General features: G+C 69.8%; 14 protein-coding genes. 13 read left to right on the forward strand and 1 reads right to left on the reverse strand.

The window, feature by feature from the left end:
- Positions 1–77: 77 nt before the first annotated feature.
- From AB0395_RS40690 to AB0395_RS40745, 12 genes are all read left to right on the forward strand, one after another.
- Entirely contained in the window at positions 78–1,406 is a 1,329-nt protein-coding gene (locus AB0395_RS40690; RefSeq protein ID WP_366291210.1) for an NDP-hexose 2,3-dehydratase family protein, read from the forward strand.
- Positions 1,403–2,512, forward strand: a complete 1,110-nt coding sequence (locus AB0395_RS40695) for a DegT/DnrJ/EryC1/StrS family aminotransferase (protein WP_366291212.1) — start codon at positions 1,403–1,405, stop codon at positions 2,510–2,512. The genes AB0395_RS40690 and AB0395_RS40695 overlap by 4 nt, the downstream gene beginning before the upstream one ends.
- Positions 2,509–4,020: an MFS transporter gene (locus AB0395_RS40700; protein ID WP_366291215.1), complete on the forward strand. Its 1,512-nt coding sequence runs from the start codon at positions 2,509–2,511 to the stop codon at positions 4,018–4,020. The genes AB0395_RS40695 and AB0395_RS40700 overlap by 4 nt, the downstream gene beginning before the upstream one ends.
- Before the next feature lie 67 nt (positions 4,021–4,087).
- The gene (locus tag AB0395_RS40705) at positions 4,088–5,485 is read left to right on the forward strand and encodes an MFS transporter (RefSeq protein WP_366291218.1); all 1,398 of its coding nucleotides are present in this window, start codon (positions 4,088–4,090) and stop codon (positions 5,483–5,485) included.
- 128 nt (positions 5,486–5,613) lie between these two features.
- On the forward strand, positions 5,614–6,678 hold the full coding sequence (locus AB0395_RS40710; RefSeq protein WP_366291221.1) for a glucose-1-phosphate thymidylyltransferase: 1,065 nt from the start codon (positions 5,614–5,616) through the stop codon (positions 6,676–6,678).
- Positions 6,675–7,643 carry a dTDP-glucose 4,6-dehydratase gene (gene rfbB, locus AB0395_RS40715; RefSeq protein ID WP_366291224.1) on the forward strand — a complete coding sequence of 323 codons (969 nt, stop codon included), beginning with the start codon at positions 6,675–6,677 and terminating at the stop codon, positions 7,641–7,643. The genes AB0395_RS40710 and rfbB overlap by 4 nt, the downstream gene beginning before the upstream one ends.
- Before the next feature lie 4 nt (positions 7,644–7,647).
- On the forward strand, positions 7,648–8,817 hold the full coding sequence (locus tag AB0395_RS40720; RefSeq protein ID WP_366291226.1) for a 3-deoxy-7-phosphoheptulonate synthase: 1,170 nt from the start codon (positions 7,648–7,650) through the stop codon (positions 8,815–8,817).
- Positions 8,818–8,852: 35 nt separating this feature from the next.
- A complete protein-coding gene (locus tag AB0395_RS40725; protein WP_366291228.1) occupies positions 8,853–9,656 on the forward strand; it encodes a 2,3-dihydro-2,3-dihydroxybenzoate dehydrogenase in 804 nt (267 codons plus the stop codon).
- 23 nt (positions 9,657–9,679) lie between these two features.
- Positions 9,680–10,342, forward strand: coding sequence for an isochorismatase family protein (locus AB0395_RS40730; RefSeq protein ID WP_366291230.1), 663 nt, complete (start codon positions 9,680–9,682; stop codon positions 10,340–10,342).
- A complete protein-coding gene (locus AB0395_RS40735) occupies positions 10,339–12,312 on the forward strand; it encodes an anthranilate synthase family protein (protein WP_366291233.1) in 1,974 nt (657 codons plus the stop codon). Before AB0395_RS40730 ends, AB0395_RS40735 begins: the two co-directional genes overlap by 4 nt.
- 32 nt (positions 12,313–12,344) lie before the next feature.
- Positions 12,345–13,535 carry a 3-hydroxybenzoate 6-monooxygenase gene (locus AB0395_RS40740; RefSeq protein WP_366291235.1) on the forward strand — a complete coding sequence of 397 codons (1,191 nt, stop codon included), beginning with the start codon at positions 12,345–12,347 and terminating at the stop codon, positions 13,533–13,535.
- A 32-nt stretch (positions 13,536–13,567) separates the two neighbouring features.
- Positions 13,568–14,104: a GNAT family N-acetyltransferase gene (locus AB0395_RS40745; RefSeq protein ID WP_366291238.1), complete on the forward strand. Its 537-nt coding sequence runs from the start codon at positions 13,568–13,570 to the stop codon at positions 14,102–14,104.
- 88 nt (positions 14,105–14,192) lie between these two features.
- Here AB0395_RS40745 and soxR read toward each other — a convergent pair whose 3' ends face one another.
- Positions 14,193–14,669 carry a redox-sensitive transcriptional activator SoxR gene (soxR, locus tag AB0395_RS40750; RefSeq protein ID WP_366291241.1) on the reverse strand — a complete coding sequence of 159 codons (477 nt, stop codon included), beginning with the start codon at positions 14,667–14,669 and terminating at the stop codon, positions 14,193–14,195.
- Between the two features lie 99 nt (positions 14,670–14,768).
- Here soxR and AB0395_RS40755 point away from each other — a divergent pair, with 99 nt between their 5' ends.
- A complete protein-coding gene (locus AB0395_RS40755; RefSeq protein WP_366291244.1) occupies positions 14,769–15,362 on the forward strand; it encodes an NAD(P)H-dependent oxidoreductase in 594 nt (197 codons plus the stop codon).
- The last annotated feature ends 90 nt before the right edge of the window (positions 15,363–15,452 follow it).

The following is a 15,452-nucleotide window of genomic DNA, read 5'->3' on the forward strand; positions in this document are numbered from 1 at the left end:
CGCGGAGCTTCCTTTAGCGGCGTGCCGAATCCTGATCCTGCCTACCTGTGACCGAACAGGAAAGGAGGCAGGTGATCATGTTTCAACGGATCGAGGATTTCCACGACTGGCTGGGGGAACAGGAGCGCAGCCACTCGTTCCGCGTACGGCTCGCCCCCCTGGACGAGCTGGCCGGCTGGTCGTCCCATCCCGAGCTCGGCACGATCAGGCACAGCAGCGGCCGTTTCTTCTCCATCGACGGGCTGACCGTCGGCACCGGCCACGGGCCGACCAGGTCGTGGGCGCAGCCGATCATCGTCCAGCCTGAGTCGGGAATCCTGGGAATCCTGGTCAAGAGGTTCGGCGGTGTGCCCCACTTCCTGCTCCAGGCCAAGATGGAGCCGGGCAATGTCCGCCCGGTCCAGCTGTCGCCGACCGTGCAAGCCACCAGGAGCAACTACACCCGGGTCCACGGCGGCAAGCCGGTGCCATATCTGGAGTACTTCCAGGCTCCCCGCCAGGGCCGGATGATCGCGGACGTCCTGCAGTCCGAGCAGGGCTCATGGTTCCTGCACAAACGCAACCGCAACATGCTCGTCGAGGTGACCGGCGACGTCCCCGTGCTTCCCGGGTTCTGCTGGCTGACCGGCGACCAGATCGGCGAGCTGATGCTCATCGACAACCTGATCAACATGGACACGCGAACCGTGCTGTCCGGATTCCCGTCCCCCAAGAGGCAGGAGCCGTCGCCCGGAGACGACGCCGCCGCGATGAGCTGGTTCACCGAGGCCAAGGAGCGTCGCACGCTCACTCGCAAGCAGATCCCGCTCAACGAGGTCAAGGGCTGGCTGCGCTCGCCCGAACGCATCAGCCATGAGCTGGACCGGTACTTCTCCGTCATCGGGGTGACCGTCGAGATCGACAACCGCGAGGTCACCGGCTGGGACCAGCCCATGATCGCCCCGTGCGAGCGGGGGATCGTCGCCTTCCTGGCTCGGCGCGCCCCGTCCGCCGGAGGCACGCAGGACGACGGCGAGCTGCAGCTACTGGTCCAGGTGGAGACCCAGGCGGGCACCCTCGACGTGGTCGAGATCGCCCCGACCGTCCAGTGCGCGCCGGGCAACTACGACGCCGACCGCAAGCCGCCCTTCCTGGACCACGTGCTGTCGGCCCCGGCCTCCCGGAGACTGCTGGACGTCGTGTACTCGGAGGAGGGCGGGCGCCTCTACCACGCGGAGAACCGCTATCTCATCGTCGAGGTCGGCGACGACTTCCCGGACCACGCCGGCGAGGACTTCCTCTGGATGGACGCCGAGAGGCTGGCCGGGTTCGGGCACTACGGCAATCACGTCAACGTCGAGGCGCGCAGCCTCATGGCCTGCCTGCGTTTCCTCGACCTGTCCCGGAAAGGTGGAACGCGCAGATGACCATGTACGTGTGGGACTACCGCCAGGAGTACGAGAACGAGCGGGAGGAGATCCTCGACGCGGTGGACACCGTCTTCCGCTCGGGCCAGCTCATACTCGGTGAGAGCGTGCGGAGCTTCGAGCGGGAGTATGCGGCCTACCATGGCGTCGACGCCTGTGTGAGCTGCGACAACGGCACCAACGCCATCGTGCTGGGGCTGCGCGCGCTCGGTGTCCGCCCGGGCGACGAGGTCATCACCGTCTCCAATACCGCCGCGCCCACGATCGTGGCGATCGACCAGGTCGGCGCGACCCCGGTCTTCGTCGACATCTGCCCGCGGACCTACCTGATGGACACCGACCAGGTCGCCTCGGCAATCACCGAGCGCACCTCCTGCCTCCTGCCCGTCCACCTCTACGGGCAGTGCGTCGATATGGCGCCGCTGGAGGAACTGGCCCGCGAACACGGCCTGGCCATCTTCGAGGACTGCGCCCAGTCGCACGGGGCGCGGCACCACGGGCGCCTCGCGGGCACGATGGGCAAGGCCGCCGCCTTCTCGTTCTACCCCACGAAGGTGCTGGGCGCCTACGGCGACGGCGGCGCCACGATCACCTCCGACCCCGAGGTCGAGGCGAATCTGCGCAGGCTGCGCTACTACGGGATGGACAAGGAGTACTACGTCGTCACCACCCCCGGCCACAACAGCAGGCTGGACGAGGTGCACGCGGAGATCCTGCGGCGCAAGCTCCGCAGGTTCGACCGTTACCTGGCCGACCGTCGCCGCGTCGCCGCGCGATACGCCGAGGCGCTCTCCGACACCGAGCTGATCCTGCCCGAGATCGCCGAGGGCAACGACCACGTGTACTACCTCTACGTGGTCCGTCACCCGCGGCGCGACGAGATCATCGAGCGGATGAAGTCCTACGACGTCATGCTGAACGTCAGCTACCGGTGGCCGGTGCACACCATGACCGGGTTCGCCCACCTGGGGTACGGCCAGGGCTCGCTGCCGTACACCGAGAAGCTCGCCGACGAGATCTTCTCACTGCCCATGTACTCCTCGCTGTCCGCAGATCTCCAGGACAAGGTGATCAGCGCGCTGCGGGAGGTGCTGGCGACTCTATGAGCGCTCTGCCGACGGCCGTCCGCCGGGGGGAGAGAAGCCGGTCCAACTCCACGATCACGCTCGCGATCGTCCTGGTGGGGGTCTTCGCCGTCGCGATGTCCATCGCCGGGACGGGGATCGCGCTGCCACGGATCGGACTGGACCTGAACGCCTCCGGCGCGAGCCTGCAATGGGCCATCACCGCCTACAACCTGGCGCTGTCCGCCTTCACCCTGGTCTGCGGCTCGCTCGCGGACCTGTTCGGCCGCCGCCGCACGTTCGTGGCGGCCACCCTGCTGTTCACCTGCGGGTCGCTGCTGACCGCAGCGGCCCAGAACATCCTGCTGCTCGACGCGGCACGCGCGCTGTCCGGGATCGGTGCGGGCGGCGTCATGGCGTGCGGCGGCGCGCTGCTCGCCGCCGCCTTCGAGGACACCGCGCGCACGCGGGCGTTCGCCGCCATGGGCATGGCGGGCGGCACGGGCGTCGTGGCCGGCCCCTTCCTGGCCGGCTGGCTGGTCACCCAGCTGGGCTGGCGGCCGAGTTTCCTGGTGTTCGTACTGGTCGGTGCGGTGATCCTGGCAGGCAGCGTCTTCGCTCCCGAGTCCAGGGCCGCCGAGCGGCCCAGCGTCGACCGGCCCGGGGTGATCACCTTCGTCGCCGGTCTCGGTTCGCTGATGTACGGCCTCATCCAGCTGCCCCTAGGAGGCTGGGGCGGACCCGCGGGCCTCGCCGCCGGAGCCGCGCTGCTGGTGATGTTCGTGGCGGTCGAGCGGCGCCGTACGCACCCGGTACTGGACCTGGCCATGATCAGGAACGCCCGCTTCATGGGATGGACCCTGGGGACCCTGTTCACCTCGGTCGGTTTCGTCGGCACCCTGGTCTATTTGCCGATCTACTTCCAGGGAGTCAACGGCGTCTCGGCCCGGGACGCGGGACTGACGATGCTGATGATGACCGCGCCGATCATGGCGGTGCCGATGTTCGGCGGCTGGCTGGTCAACCGGGGCGTCCCGGCGCGCGGCCTGATGACACTGGCCCTGCTGCTGGTGGCCGGCGGCAATGCCTGGCTCACCGTGCTGGCGCCGGGGGTCGGGGGCCTGTCGCTCCTGGGACCGCTGCTGACGGTGGGCGTCGGCATGGGCATCTCGTTCGGGATCACCGACGCGCAGGCGATGAACCATGTCGAGCCCACCCGGGTCGGCATGGCCGCGGGGTTCCTCAACACCGTCCGCAACAGCGGTGAGGCGCTCGTCATCGCCGTGTTCGGCACGCTCCTGGTCGCGCTGATCCAGGCGCGCGTCGGCTCGGCCGAGCTGGCCGGGCAGATCGCCGCGGGCGATCTCAGCGGCCCCGGCCAGGAACTGCACGCCCGCCAGTTCACCGAGTCCTGGCACGTCGTCCTGTGGTGCGTCGCGGGCATCTGCGCGGCCGCCGCGGCGCTCGTGCACACCCTGATCGGCCGGCCGCCGCGGCGTCCGGCGACGACACGAGCGGAGGAGCCGTCGGCCTCGAACGCGACCCCTTGACCTCAATATTTGTTGAGGCTACAGGCTAGGGAGAGTCCGGGATTTTTCCACTCCGAACAGGAGAAACATGCGGAAAAAGCCGATCTTCGTTCTTGTAGCCGTCCTGCTGTCCAGCGTCTCCCTGCCGATGACATTGACCGGCGCCTCCGTTGCACTGTCGGACATCGCCGCGGACCTGGGCGCGCAGCTCGCGCCCGTCCAGTGGGTGGTGAACGGCTACAACGCCACCTTCGCCAGCTTCATGCTGGCCGCCGGCTCGCTGGCGGACCTCGTGGGCAGGCGCCGGGTCTACGCATCCGGGGTCGCGGTGTTCGCCGTCACCGGCGTGCTGAGCATCGTCGCTACGAACATCGTGCTGCTCGACATCGTCCGCGCCATCGCGGGCGCGGGCGCGGCGGCCGCGGCGGCGAGCGGGGCCGCGCTACTGGCCTCCTCGTTCGAGGGCCCCGCCCGCGCCCGCGTCTTCGGCCTGTTCGGCACCACGCTCGGGGTGGGGCTCGCCTTCGGCCCCACCATCGCCGGACTGCTGATCAGCGCGTTCGGATGGCGCATGGTGTTCGGCCTGCCGGCCGCGGCGGCCCTCATCGTGCTCGCCATGGTGCCCCTGCTGCCCGAATCGCGGGACTCGACGGCACGCCGCATCGACACCGGGGGGGCCGTCACGTTCACCCTGTCCCTGCTGCTGCTGATCACCGGTTTCGTCGAGGGGCCCTCCCTCGGGTGGACCTCACCACTACCTCTGGCGGCGTTCGCCATTTCCGTGGTGCTCTTCGTGACGTTCGTCGGGATCGAACGGCGCAAGCCGGACCCGATGTTCGACCTGGGCCTGCTCTCCAGCCCGCGTTTCCTGGCCTTCTCCACGGCGGCGGCGACGATCCTCTGCGTGCTCATACCGTTGCTGATCTACCTGCCCTCCTACTTCACCCAGGTGCTGGAGATGAGCCCGCAACAGGCGGGCGCCATTCTGATCATGCTCACCGCCCCGACGCTCGTCCTGCCCTCGCTGAGCGGGCTGATCACCAAGTGGGTGCCGCCCGCGGCCATCGTCATCCTGTCGGTCGTCATGGTCGGCGTCGGCGCGGCCTGGCTGGCGCTGGCAGGGCCGAAAACCGGAACGCTCGGCCTCGCGGGGCCGCTGCTGACGATCGGGCTCGGCGTCGGCGCCTCGACCGGGCTGATCGACGGGGTGGCGATCAGCAGCGTCTCGGTCGACCGGGCCGGCACCGCCGCGGGCATGCTCAACACCGCGCGGCTGGCCAGCGAGACCGTCGCCATCGCGGTGTGCGGCGCCGTACTGGCCGCGACCACCGAAGGCCGGCTGACCGACCCAGGCTTCACCGAGGGGCTCCAGGTGGTGCTGTGGTCGATGGCGGGCCTCGCGCTGCTGTCCATGCTGCTGTGTGCGCTCATGCTGCGCGGTGGGCCCGCCGCACGGCAGCCGGCCGCGGAAAGCGTTTCCGCATAATTCAAAACTTCGAACGACCAGCCAGTCTGGGAATCCTCTAGAATTCCTTGAATACCTCCCGGGCGTCGTCGGGCATTGTGGTGACAGATCGCCGTAATGCCATTCGACTCGCCAAGCGAGAGGTAGCGATGAAAGCGCTGGTGCTTTCCGGAGGAAAGGGCACCCGGCTGCGGCCCTTCACTTATTCCATGGCCAAGCAGCTGGTGCCGGTGGCCAACAAGCCGGTATTGATCCATTGTTTGGAGAACATCCGCGACATCGGTGTGCGCGAGGTCGGCGTCGTGGTCGGCGACCACGCCGAGGAGATCGGCTCGGTGGTCGGCGACGGTTCCGGCCTCGGGCTGCGCATCACCTACATCCGCCAGGCCGAGCCCCTCGGCCTGGCGCACTGTGTCTCCGTCGCGGCCGACTTCCTCGGCGACGACGACTTCGTCATGTACCTCGGGGACAACGTCTTCGCCGAGGGGATCGAGGCCAGCGCGGCGACGTTCGCCGCGCGCAGGCCGGACGCCCAGGTCACCGTCGTCAAAGTTCCCGACGCACGGCAGTACGGGGTGGCCGAGGTAGATCGGGACGGGGTGGTCAGGGCCCTGGTGGAGAAGCCGCGCGAACCGCGCAGCGACCTGGCCGTCACCGGCGTCTACTTCTTCACCCCCGCGATCCACGAGGCGGTCCGCTCGATCCGCCCGAGCGCGCGCGGCGAGCTGGAGATCACCGACGCCTTGCAGTTCCTCGTGGAACGGGGCAGGACCGTCATCGCCCAGGAGCACACCGGCTTCTGGAAGGACACCGGCAGCATCGACGAACTCCTGGAGTGCAACCGAGTGCTGCTGGAGCGGCTCTCCGGCGACATCCGGGGCACGGTCGACGGGGAGAGCACCGTGCGCGGCACGGTCGTCATCGAGCCCGGCGCCGTAGTGACCCGCTCCCACCTGGTCGGCCCCCTGGTCATCGGGGCCGGGTCCCACGTCGGCGACAGCCGGATCGGTCCCGGCACCGCGCTGGGGCGCGACTGCGTCGTCCAGGACGCCGACATCGAGGAGTCCATCGTCCTGGAGGGCGCCCACGTGACGGGCGTCCCCCGGCTGCGCGGGTCGATCATCGGACGCTGGACCGACGTGCGGGCGGCGGGCCGGACAGAGGCCAACCACCTGATCATCGGTGACCACACGCGCGCCTGGGTCGCGGCATGAGGATCCTCGTCACCGGCGCCGCCGGATTCATCGGCTCGCACTACGTCCGCACGCTCCTGACGGGCGGGTACCCGGAGCACACGGACGCGCACGTGACCGTGCTGGACGCGCTGACGTACGCGGGCTCGACCAGGAACCTGCCCATCGGCCACCCCCGCCTGACCTTCGTCAAGGGCGACGTCCGTGACCGGCCACTGCTCGACCGGGTGCTTCCCGGCCACGACGCGGTCGTCCACATGGCCGCCGAGTCCCACGTCGACCGGTCGATCGCCGGACCCGCCGAGTTCGTGCGGACGAACGTCCTCGGCACCCAGGAGGTGCTCGACGCCGCGCTGCGGGCCGGGGTGCGCACCGTGGTCCAGGTCTCGACGGACGAGGTCTACGGCACGATCGAGTCGGGGTCGTGGACCGAACACGAGCCGCTGCTGCCCAACTCGCCCTACTCGGCGTCGAAGGCGTCCGCCGACCTGTTCGCCCGCGCCTACTGGCGCACGCACGGCCTCGACGTGCGCATCACGCGCTGCGCCAACAACTACGGCCCGTACCAGCATGTCGAGAAGCTGATTCCGCTGTTCGTCACCAACCTGCTCAGCGGGCGGCCCGTACCCCTGTACGGGGACGGGCTCAACCGGCGTGAGTGGCTGCACGTCGACGACCACTGCCGCGGCATCCACCTCGTGCTGACCCGCGGCAGGCCGGGAGAGGTCTACAACATCGGCGGCGGCGCGGAAATGTCCAACAGGGACATGACGGAAAAGCTTCTTGAGCTTTGCGGAGCAGACTGGCGAATGGTACGGAAAGTCGCCGACAGAAAAGGGCATGACATTCGCTACTCCCTGGACGACGGAAAAATCCGTACGGAGCTGGGATACGAGCCCCGGCATTCGATCGACCATGGTCTCCGCGAAGTCGTGGAATGGTATCGGGGAAATCCCGCCTGGTGGAAACCGCTTCAGGACAGGTGATCGCGTGACTATCAATGGCGGAATTCGCACCGAATCGTGGAGCTCGCTGCCGGCGCGGCACCAGCCGCGCTGGGAGGACCCCGAAGTCATCCAGCAGATCAGGGCCCAGCTCACCGAACTGCCGGTCCTGGTCTCCAGGCAGGAGGTGGGCGCGCTGTCCGGCCTGCTGGCCGAAGTGGCCCACGGCGAACGGCAGGTGCTCCAGGCCGGGGACTGCGCCGAGGATCCGGCGGAGTGCACCTCCGGCCACGTCACGCGCAAGGCGGCGCTGCTCGGCCGGCTGGCCGAGGTGATGCGAGCACGGTCGGGCAAACCGGTCCTGTGCGTCGGCCGGATCGCCGGGCAGTTCGGCAAGCCACGCTCCAACCCGACCGAGAACGTCGCGGGACAGGAGATCCCCGTCTATCTGGGCCACCTGGTGAACGGCCCGGAACCGGACCCCGAGCTGCGCCGCCCGGACCCCAAGCGCATCCTGGCGGGCTACTGGGCGGCGAGCGCCGCGATGGACGTGCTGCGCGACCGTAACACGCGGGCCCCCGAGTACGTCTGGACCAGTCACGAGGCACTGCTTCTCGACTACGAGCTGCCGATGGTGCGCCAGGCCGGGGACGAACTGTTCCTGTCCTCGACCCACTGGCCCTGGATCGGCGAGCGGACCCGTCAAGTGGGGGGAGCCCATGTCGACCTGCTCTCCGCGATGGCCAATCCGGTGGCGTGCAAGGTGGGGCCCGGCGCCACCGTCGAGGAACTGCTCGCCCTGTGCGAGCGGCTCGACCCGAACGGCGAGCCGGGACGGCTGACCTTCATCGCGCGCATGGGCGCCGACAAGGTCGCCGAGCGGCTCCCGGCCCTCGTCTCCGCCGTACGTGCCATCCGCCCCCTGTGCATCTGGCTGTGCGACCCGATGCACGGCAACACGATCACCGGTCCCGGCGGCCGGAAGACCCGACGCCTGGACAGCATGACGCGGGAGGTCACGGAGTTCCAGACCGTGGTCATCGGCGAGGGCGCCGTCGCGGGCGGGCTGCACCTGGAGGCCACCCCGGACGAGGTGACCGAATGCGTCTCCGACGAGGCCGGGATGAACAGCCTGCCCGACGCGTACACGAGCCTGTGCGATCCCCGGCTCAACGCGGAGCAGGCGGTCTCTGTCGTCTCCGCCTGGCACGGCTGACCCGGTCGTCCATACCGCTACCAGTCAGGAGCGAAATGAATCTGCGCGAGCACAAGGAAAGCGAAGGAAGCGCGGCACAAGTCGCCCTGGTCACCGGCGCCGCGGGAGGCATCGGCGAGGCGGTCGCCCGGCTCCTCGGCGAACACGGCGTCACCGTGGCCGCGGTCGACCGTGACGCGGAACGGCTGGACACCGCGGTCGAGAAGCTGCGCGGCGAGTCACAGCCCGTCACCGGCTACCCAGCGGACGTCACCTCCACGGCCGAGGTGCGGGCCACGGTCGACCGGATCGAGCGCGAGCTGGGGCCGATCGGCTACCTGGTCAACGCCGCCGGGATACTGCGCGCCGGCGAGGTGCTCTCCCTCAGCGACGAGGACTGGACGGAGACGTTCGCGGTCAACGCGACCGGGGTGTTCATCGTCTCCCGCGCGGTGGTCGCCAGGATGGTCTCCCGCGGGCGCGGGGCCGTGGTGACGGTCGCGTCCAACGTCGCGGGCACCGCCCGCTTCGGGATGGGCGCCTACTCCGCCTCGAAGGCCGCCGCGACCATATTCACCAAGTGCCTGGGACTGGAGACGGCCAGACACGGCATCAGGTGCAACCTCGTCGCCCCAGGGTCGACCGACACCCCGATGCTCAGGTCGCTCTGGGACGGCGGCGACGCGATCCGCGCCTCGCTCGACGGAAAACCCGAACTGTTCCGCGTCGGCATCCCGCTGGGAAAGCTCGCACTCCCCTCCGACGTCGCCGACGCCGTCTTCTTCCTGCTGTCCGACCAGGCCGCGCACATCACGATGCACGACCTCACGGTCGACGGCGGCGCCACCCTCGGCGTCTAGAGCATCCAGAACAGAGGTGACAGATGGGAATCCCCGAGATCCTTCCCTACCCGATGCCCGAGGCGGACAAGCTGCCCGCCAACACCGCCGACTGGCGACTGGACCCGGACCGCGCGGTCCTGCTGGTCCACGACATGCAGCGGTACTTCCTGCGGCCCTTCGCAGGGCGCTCCCCGCTGCCTGAGCTGGTCCGCAACGCCGCACTCATCCGGAGGCGCTGTGCCGAGCTCGGCGTCCCCGTCGCCTACACCGCGCAACCCGGCGGGATGACACCCGAGCAGCGCGGCCTGCTCAAGGACTTCTGGGGTCCGGGCATGACCGTCGCGCCCGAGCACCGGGAGGTCGTACCGGAGCTGACCCCCGAACCCTCCGACTGGATCCTGACCAAGTGGCGCTACAGTGCCTTCCACAAGACCGACCTGCTGGACCGCCTCCGTGACAGCGGCCGCGACCAGCTCATCTGCTGCGGGGTCTACGCCCACGTCGGGCTGCTGATGACGACGGTGGACGCGCTCACCTTCGACGTCAGGTCGTTTCTCGTCGCCGACGCGGTGGCCGACTTCTCCGCCGACCACCACCGGCTGGCGCTGGAGTACGCGGCCACCAGGTCCGCGGCCGTCGTCACGACCTCGGCCGTGCTGAGGGGGCTCGACGCGGCTCCCAAGACGGCGGGGAAGCCGACATGACCCCGGAGACGGCCGCCGCGCGGTCCCTGCTGCGACGCGTCACGGCTCCCGACCCACCGCCCTTCACCCTGCTCAACCGCCGTGACCCGGACGGCGGTGACGGGGTCGAGGTGCTCATCGGCGACGTCTCGTCCATCGCCTCCCTGGCCGACATCCCCCTTCCCACGGAACCGGCCGCGGGTGCCCGGCACGAGGTGTTCGTGCTCATCCCCTTCCGGCAAATCGCCGAGCGCGGCTTCGCCTGCGCCGACGACGGCACGCCGCTGACGGTGATGAGCATCGGGCAGCAAGGGCGTCTCACGGTCGGCGAGGCGCTGGAACAGCTCCCGGACGTGCCCGTCACCGTGGAGAACGCCCGTTTCGACGTGGACGACGACGCCTACGCGCGGCTGGTGCGCAAGGTCGTCCGAGATGAGATCGGGCGGGGCGAGGGCGCCAACTTCGTCATCAAGCGCTCGTTCGTCGCCGACATCCCCGGCTACTCGCCCACGGCCGCGCTGACCTTCTTCCGGCGGCTGCTGACCCTGGAGACGGGCACCCACTGGACGTTCGTCCACCACGCCCGCGGTCGAACCCTGGTGGGGGCGACCCCGGAACGGCACATCAGCGTGCGTGAGGGACTCGCGGTCATGAACCCGATCAGCGGCACCTACCGGTACCCGCCGTCCGGCCCCGACCTGGACGAGGTGGTCCGCTTCCTCGGCGACCAGAAGGAGACCGACGAGCTCTACATGGTGGTCGACGAGGAGCTGAAGATGATGTCGCGCGTGTGCGACGCGGGCGGGCGGCTCGTCGGTCCCCGGCTCAAGGAGATGGCCAGGCTCGCGCACACCGAGTACCTCATCGAGGGCCGCACCTCGCGCGCCGTACAGGACATCCTGCGCGAGACGATGTTCGCCCCGACCGTGACCGGCAGCCCGCTGGAGAACGCGTGCCGGGTGATCAGCCGGTACGAGCCGGGCGGCCGGGGCTACTACAGCGGCGTCGCGGCGCTCATCGGCCGCGACGCCCGCGGCGACCGGCTGATGGACTCGGCCATCCTCATCCGCACCGCGGACATCGACGCGGAAGGGCGCATGATCATCGGCGTCGGCGCCACACTGGTGCGCCACTCCGACCCGGAGTCCGAGGTCGCCGAGACGCGCGCGAAGGCGGCGGGGTTGCTGGCCGCGCTGGAGCTGGAGGGCTCCGGCGGGCTCGACGCGGACCCCCGGGTCAGGGCGGCGCTCGAACGGCGCAACGAGTGGCTGTCGCCGTTCTGGCTGCGGCCCGGTGGCACGTCGGCGACCGCGGTGACCGCGGCGGCTTCCTGGCCCACGTCAGAGACGGCCGGGCCGTCTCGAGAGGCACCACCGGACCGGCGGCCCGAGCTGGCCGGGCGGCGGGTGCTGGTCGTCGACGCCGAGGACGACTTCACCTCGATGATCAGGCACGTGCTCGGCTCGCTGGGCCTGTCGGTGACCCTGCGCCGCCACGACGAACCGCACCCGGCCGACGGTCACGACCTCGTCGTGATGGGACCCGGGCCGGGAGATCCCCGGGACGTGGACGACCCCAAGATCGCGCGCCTGGGCGAGACGATCAGGCGGCTGCTCGACGCGCGGCGGCCGTTCCTGGCGGTGTGTCTCAGCCACCAGGTGCTCAGCGGGATTCTTGGCTTCCCTCTAGTGCGCAGGCCCGAGCCGAACCAGGGGGTGCAGCGCGAGATCGACCTGTTCGGCGACCGCGTGCGGGTCGGCTTCTACAACAGCTACACGGCCCGTTCCGAGGCGGACAAGTGCGAGCACGAGGGGGTCTCCGGCGTCATCGAGGTCAGCCGGGACCCCTCGACCGGCGAGGTTTACGCGCTGCGCGGGCCCGGGTTCCGGTCCATCCAGTTCCACGCCGAGTCAGTGCTGAGCCGGGACGGCGTACGGATCATCCGTGACCTGCTCACCGAGTTGCTGGCCGACCGCCCCGCCGGCGGATGACGGCCCGACCACGTCGAGGAAGGAATCACACCATGGCGACCGTTCTGGTCGTGGGAGGCGGCATCGGCGGCCTCGCCACCGCCCTGTCCGCAGCGGAACGCGGGCACCGGGTTCGCGTCCTGGAGCGCAACGCGGAGTTCACCGAGCTGGGTGCCGGGATACAGCTGGCCCCCAACGCCTTCCACGCGCTCGACCTGCTCGGGGTCGGCGACCAGGTGCGCGACCTGGCCGTCTACATCGACGAGCTGCGCCTCATGGACGGGACCACCGGGGAGCGAATCGCCGGCATGCCACTGGACGACGCCTACCGGCGGCGGTTCGGCAACCCCTACGCGGTGGTCCACCGCAGCGACCTGTACCAGCCGCTGCTGGACGCCTGCCGGAGGACGGCGGCGATCGAGCTGCGCCCGGGCGCCCCCGTCTCGGGCTATGAGCAGAACGCCGCCGGAGTCACGGCGGTGCTGGCGACCGGTGAGCGGCACACCGGGGACGTGCTGGTCGGCGCCGACGGCATCCGCTCGGCGATCCGGCGCCAGGTCGTCGGCGACGGCGAGCCCAAGGTGTCGGGACACACGATCTACCGCTGCCTCATCCCGATGGAGCGGGTCCCCGCGGAGCTGAGGTGGAACACCGTCACGCTCTGGGCGGGTCCCAGATGGCACTTCGTGCACTATCCGATCGCCGGAGGCGTGTACCTCAACCTGGCCGCCATCAAGGACGACGGCGCCGCCCACGCGGTCGCCGGAGTCCCGGTGCCGACCGCGCTGGTCCGCGAGGAGTTCGCGGAGCTGAGCGCGGCCGCCGGCAGGCTGCTCCACCTGGGCGACGACTGGCGGACCTGGGTGCTGTGCGATCGGGACCCCACCGACACCTGGACCGACGGCCGGGTCGTGCTGATGGGCGACGCCGCCCATCCGATGCTGCAGTACGCCGCCCAGGGCGCCTGCACCGCGCTCGAGGACGCCGTGGCGCTGGGGTCGATGCTCGACTGCCCGACCGACGACCTCGTCCAGCGGTTGCAGAAGTTCAACGCGGTACGGCGCGAGCGCACGGCGGCGGCGCAGTGGGCGGCCCGGGAGATGGGAACCCGCGTGTACCACCCCGCCGGGGACGAGGCGAAGGCCAGGAACGAGATGCTCCGTTCGCTCTCGGCCGAGGAGCTGTACGAGAAGGTCGCGTGGCTGCACGGGGCACGCGACTTCGCCGAGACCCAACCCGCCTGACGGGCGCGCGACCGACCTGACGGGAGGATGAGATGTTCGTCGAGGAGATCGTCAGCCATCTGGAGCTGACCTCCCCCGAAGAACTGCGGGCGGCCAGGGTGCCCCGGCGGCATGTGACCCTGTGGGAGGTGGGGACGGAGCACCTCCAGGCGATCCGCGAGGTCCACGACCGGGTGGCCTGGCCGCACGGCTGGCCGTCGCTGCTGTGGTCGTCCGACACGTGGTGGGAGCACCTGGAGCGGCCGGGAGTGCGGACCTGGATCGCCGAGGTCGACGGTCAGGTGGCGGGGCTGGCGCAGCTCCAGGCTCAGCCGGGAGGCGCCGTGGAGATCGAGTTCTTCGGGCTCGCCCCCGAGTTCGTCGGCGTGGGCATCGGGGGGCACCTGCTGACCCTCGTCACGCGGCTGGCCTGGGAGTTCGCGCCGGTGGACGGCACACCGATCGGCAGGGTGTGGCTGCGCACCTCCTCCCATGACCACGGCAACGCCGTGGCGAACTACCGGGCACGCGGTTTCCGCCTTCACCACATCGAGGTACGGCAGCGCGAGTTCGTCCTCGCCTCCCGGTGACCCCGCGGTCCCGTCCGGATGCGCGCCGCGCGTCCGGCGGGGCCCTCAGGGCCCGCCGGTTCACGGCGGCCCCTCGCGCCTCACCGGTTCACACCTCGTCGGACAGCCGCACCTCACCGACTCCCTCCAGAAGGCGCCGCGGCCCCGAGCCGAGCCTGCCGAGCACGTCGTCCGGGTTGGCCAGCAGGCATCGGTTGATCGACAGGCACCCGCACCCGACGCAGTCGGTGAAGTCATCGCGCAGTCTCTGGAGCTCGCGGATGCGGGCGTCGAGCTGGTTGCGCCACCGCATGGACATGTGCTCCCAGTCCCGCCGCGTGGGGGGACGCGAGTCCGGCAGGTCCCCGAGGGCGGCGCCGATCTCGGCCAGCGGTATCCCCACGCGCTGCGCGATGCGGATGAGGGCCACCCGGCGCAGCGCGTCGCGCCGATAGCGTCGCTGGTTGCCTTCCGTGCGGCGGCTCGTTATGAGCCCCTGCCGTTCGTAGAAATGCAGAGCGGACACCGAAACGCCGCTGCGTACGGAGAGTTCTCCAACGCTGAGCTCCTCCGGCAGATCACTCATGCGGCCCCCTCGCCCCTTCCTTGACATCAATAAATATTCAGGTTCTAGCCTGAATGATATTCCAGCAGGCAGGCAGTTCCTTTAAAAAGGAGAAACCGGATGTTTGATGACCCGTTCCGGCTCGCCGTAATCATCGGCAGCGTGCGGGAGGGCAGGTTCGGCCCGACCGTGGCGAACTGGTTCCTCGGCCAGGCCAGACAGCACGAGGACCTCGTCGTCGACGTCATCGACCTGGCCGAGATCTCGCTCCCGGCGACCGGGCAGGCACGACCGGTCTCCACCGGCGAGTACGACTCCCCCGAGGTGCGCGCGTTCGCGGCCAGAATCGACGCCGCCGACGCGTTCGTGGTGATCACGCCCGAGTACAACCACGGCTACCCGGGACCGCTCAAGATCGCCATCGACTCGGTGCACCCCGAATGGCAGGCCAAGCCGGTCGGCTTCGTCTCCTACGGCGGCGTCTCCGGTGGCCTGCGCTCGGTGGAACAGCTCCGCGCCGTCTTCGCCGAGCTCCACGCCGTCACGATCCGCGAGACCGTGAGCTTCACAATGGCGCACTCGCAGTTCGACGAGAACGGCACCCCGCGTGACGCCGAGACCGTGAACCTCGCGGCCAAGATTCTGCTGGACCAGATCACCTGGTGGGCGCGCCGCCTCCGGGAGGCCAGGACGGCTCACCCGTACGGCGCCTGACAACGGGATCGCCCGCCCAGCAACCGTCCGTCACGAAAGATGTAACACAGCACTTTGTCCTTAACAATCTTGTCCACCATGAGTTTTTTC

Source organism: Streptosporangium sp. NPDC051023, from assembly GCF_040689595.1.
GTDB lineage: Bacteria > Actinomycetota > Actinomycetes > Streptosporangiales > Streptosporangiaceae > Streptosporangium.

Excerpts from the sequence above, each read along its gene's own strand:
- AB0395_RS40700 (WP_366291215.1), top strand. The coding sequence starts at position 2,509 with ATGAGCGCTCTGCCGACGGCCGTCCGCCGGGGGGAGAGAAGCCGGTCC.
- AB0395_RS40725 (WP_366291228.1), top strand. The coding sequence starts at position 8,853 with ATGAATCTGCGCGAGCACAAGGAAAGCGAAGGAAGCGCGGCACAAGTC.
- AB0395_RS40695 (WP_366291212.1), top strand. The coding sequence starts at position 1,403 with ATGACCATGTACGTGTGGGACTACCGCCAGGAGTACGAGAACGAGCGG.
- AB0395_RS40755 (WP_366291244.1), top strand. The coding sequence starts at position 14,769 with ATGTTTGATGACCCGTTCCGGCTCGCCGTAATCATCGGCAGCGTGCGG.
- AB0395_RS40745 (WP_366291238.1), top strand. The coding sequence starts at position 13,568 with ATGTTCGTCGAGGAGATCGTCAGCCATCTGGAGCTGACCTCCCCCGAA.
- soxR (WP_366291241.1), bottom strand. The coding sequence starts at position 14,669 with ATGAGTGATCTGCCGGAGGAGCTCAGCGTTGGAGAACTCTCCGTACGC.
- AB0395_RS40705 (WP_366291218.1), top strand. The coding sequence starts at position 4,088 with ATGCGGAAAAAGCCGATCTTCGTTCTTGTAGCCGTCCTGCTGTCCAGC.
- AB0395_RS40730 (WP_366291230.1), top strand. The coding sequence starts at position 9,680 with ATGGGAATCCCCGAGATCCTTCCCTACCCGATGCCCGAGGCGGACAAG.
- rfbB (WP_366291224.1), top strand. The coding sequence starts at position 6,675 with ATGAGGATCCTCGTCACCGGCGCCGCCGGATTCATCGGCTCGCACTAC.
- AB0395_RS40740 (WP_366291235.1), top strand. The coding sequence starts at position 12,345 with ATGGCGACCGTTCTGGTCGTGGGAGGCGGCATCGGCGGCCTCGCCACC.
- AB0395_RS40690 (WP_366291210.1), top strand. The coding sequence starts at position 78 with ATGTTTCAACGGATCGAGGATTTCCACGACTGGCTGGGGGAACAGGAG.
- AB0395_RS40735 (WP_366291233.1), top strand. The coding sequence starts at position 10,339 with ATGACCCCGGAGACGGCCGCCGCGCGGTCCCTGCTGCGACGCGTCACG.
- AB0395_RS40710 (WP_366291221.1), top strand. The coding sequence starts at position 5,614 with ATGAAAGCGCTGGTGCTTTCCGGAGGAAAGGGCACCCGGCTGCGGCCC.